This window comes from Bacillota bacterium (assembly GCA_012842395.1).
GTDB lineage: Bacteria > Bacillota > SHA-98 > UBA4971 > UBA4971 > UBA6256.
On sequence record DUSX01000046.1, the window covers coordinates 1 to 1,753 of the forward strand.

At 60.7% G+C, this 1,753-nt stretch carries 3 protein-coding genes; all 3 read right to left on the minus strand.

Annotated elements, in window-relative coordinates:
* The coding region (locus tag GX515_13115; GenBank protein HHY33935.1) for a WYL domain-containing protein at window positions 1-595 on the minus strand (595 nt) is incomplete at its 3' end.
* 82 nt (window positions 596-677) lie between these two features.
* A complete protein-coding gene (locus GX515_13120; GenBank protein ID HHY33936.1) occupies window positions 678-1,214 on the minus strand; it encodes a hypothetical protein in 537 nt (178 codons plus the stop codon).
* Window positions 1,215-1,400: 186 nt separating this feature from the next.
* On the minus strand, window positions 1,401-1,649 hold the full coding sequence (locus tag GX515_13125; GenBank protein HHY33937.1) for a hypothetical protein: 249 nt from the start codon (window positions 1,647-1,649) through the stop codon (window positions 1,401-1,403).
* Window positions 1,650-1,753 lie beyond the last annotated feature (104 nt).

The window sequence follows — 1,753 nt, forward strand, 5'->3', positions numbered from 1 at the left end:
CGTGGAGAACGTCCTTGATGAGCCTGACCTGCCTGGGCGGGTCCTGCGGGCCGTACCCCGACACATACACCCATCTCTCGATCTCCTGCCGGAGCTTTGCAAACTCGGCGAGCCCCCGCAGCACGGCGTCAAAGACGAACTTCATGAGGACCTCGAACTCCTTCGGCAGCATGCTGCGCTGCTGCGGGTACAGGCTCAAGGTGATCCATAGCGCAAGGTCTGGTGTCACGTGGGAGCTCGCAGTAAGGTCGCGGGAAAAGACGTAAACCCGCCTGCCGTTCTTCATCCTCGCTTCGATGGCGCGGGAGCCGGGCAGCACCTCTTCCTCCTCCTCCTCCTCATCATCGCGCCCCCAGGCCAAGTCCTCGGCTTCGCTGGGATCGGGCACGGCACCGTATGCGAGCGGGTCAAAGAAGAGGTTGATGCGTCTTATCATGCGCCGGATGGTCCTGTCTGACGGGTCTCTGTCCTTGACTTCCCTGTACGCCTCCTTCAAGTCCTCGAGAGAGGCGCCACCGGATGGCGTCTTCTCCATGATGGTCATAAGGATTTTGAGCATGGCTTCCGGGTGGCTCGCAGTTCTCGCGTACGGCATTGGCACGGGCACCCCCCGTAATGAGATCTGATTGTGGGAAACCCGCTCTTGCGCATGGTCACCGCAAGTCACTCAACGTCACTCATATGATCATCCTGAACAGTCTCTCCCACTCAAGGACTGTCCTTACGAACCTGTCCGCAAGTTCGTCCGCGCTTGATGGCATCTGGAACTTCCACTCAAATCCCTTGAACGCGTGAGGTTGGGCGTCCTTGTCCGCTTTCGGCCAGCACGCCGTGGGCAGGAGGGCAGGATTAGCTTCCTGCATCTCTTTGATGGCCGCACCAGTCTCCCTTCGCCGGTAAGTTATGCGAGTCAATTGTCCCTTCCTGTCCTGCACACCGTAGTCCAGGCAGAAACCTATAGAAAACTTGTCTAGGCACCGTTTCACCAGCCTGAGAATGAACCAGTCGTCGGTGTCGAAGGGTGTGGCAGCAAATGCACAGTGCATGGGATTCTTGCTGTGTTCGTTCGGACGCTGTCTACCTGGGGCAAACCTCCATCCCTTCAGGCGTTCGTCGCCGCGTACTTTGTGATATGCCTCGATTAGCATCGGTAGACGTTGCCCTGCGGGCTCATAACCTTCCCACTGTTTGAGATATTGGACAACCGGATCCATGCTCACCCCTCCTCGTACGTGGCGCCGTGTCCTCTGGCGGTAGATCCCTGGCGTGCTTTCAGCATGCCATGCATGGGCCAGACCGCACGAGTTGGAACTTCGCCGCCTGACGCCAACCTCCTCCCAGGGCGGGATTCCCCGAGCCGTCCGCTAGGCGTCGGGACCAGCCGTGGCGCTCACGCGTCCCTACTTGATGCGCCTCAGGTGGGGCGGGTCGGGCTCGAAGAAGTCCGTCTCCGGCGCAAGTCCGTTTGCGCACAAGGACGCATGTATGTCGGCGCGGTCGAACGGGTGAAGAAGGCACATCCCGTCCGGATGAATCTTCGCCCCAAGCCGCGCCAGGTATGGAAACCACGTAACGTGGAGAAGCCCCCTTGCGCTACCGACAACGGACGCGACCGTCTCGACGTCGGTCGCGCTGCCGATGATGACCACCGGCCAGCAGACTACCTGGACGCACGGATAGCTCCTGTGCGCCTGGGACCGGGGGCGCCAGCGCCGGGACACGGCAAGAGTCTGTGGAATCTCCCCTGCGCGGA

What these genes read in the sequence shown, in the direction of transcription:
- GX515_13120 (HHY33936.1), bottom strand. Translation starts at nt 1,214, where the DNA reads ATGGATCCGGTTGTCCAATATCTCAAACAGTGGGAAGGTTATGAGCCC.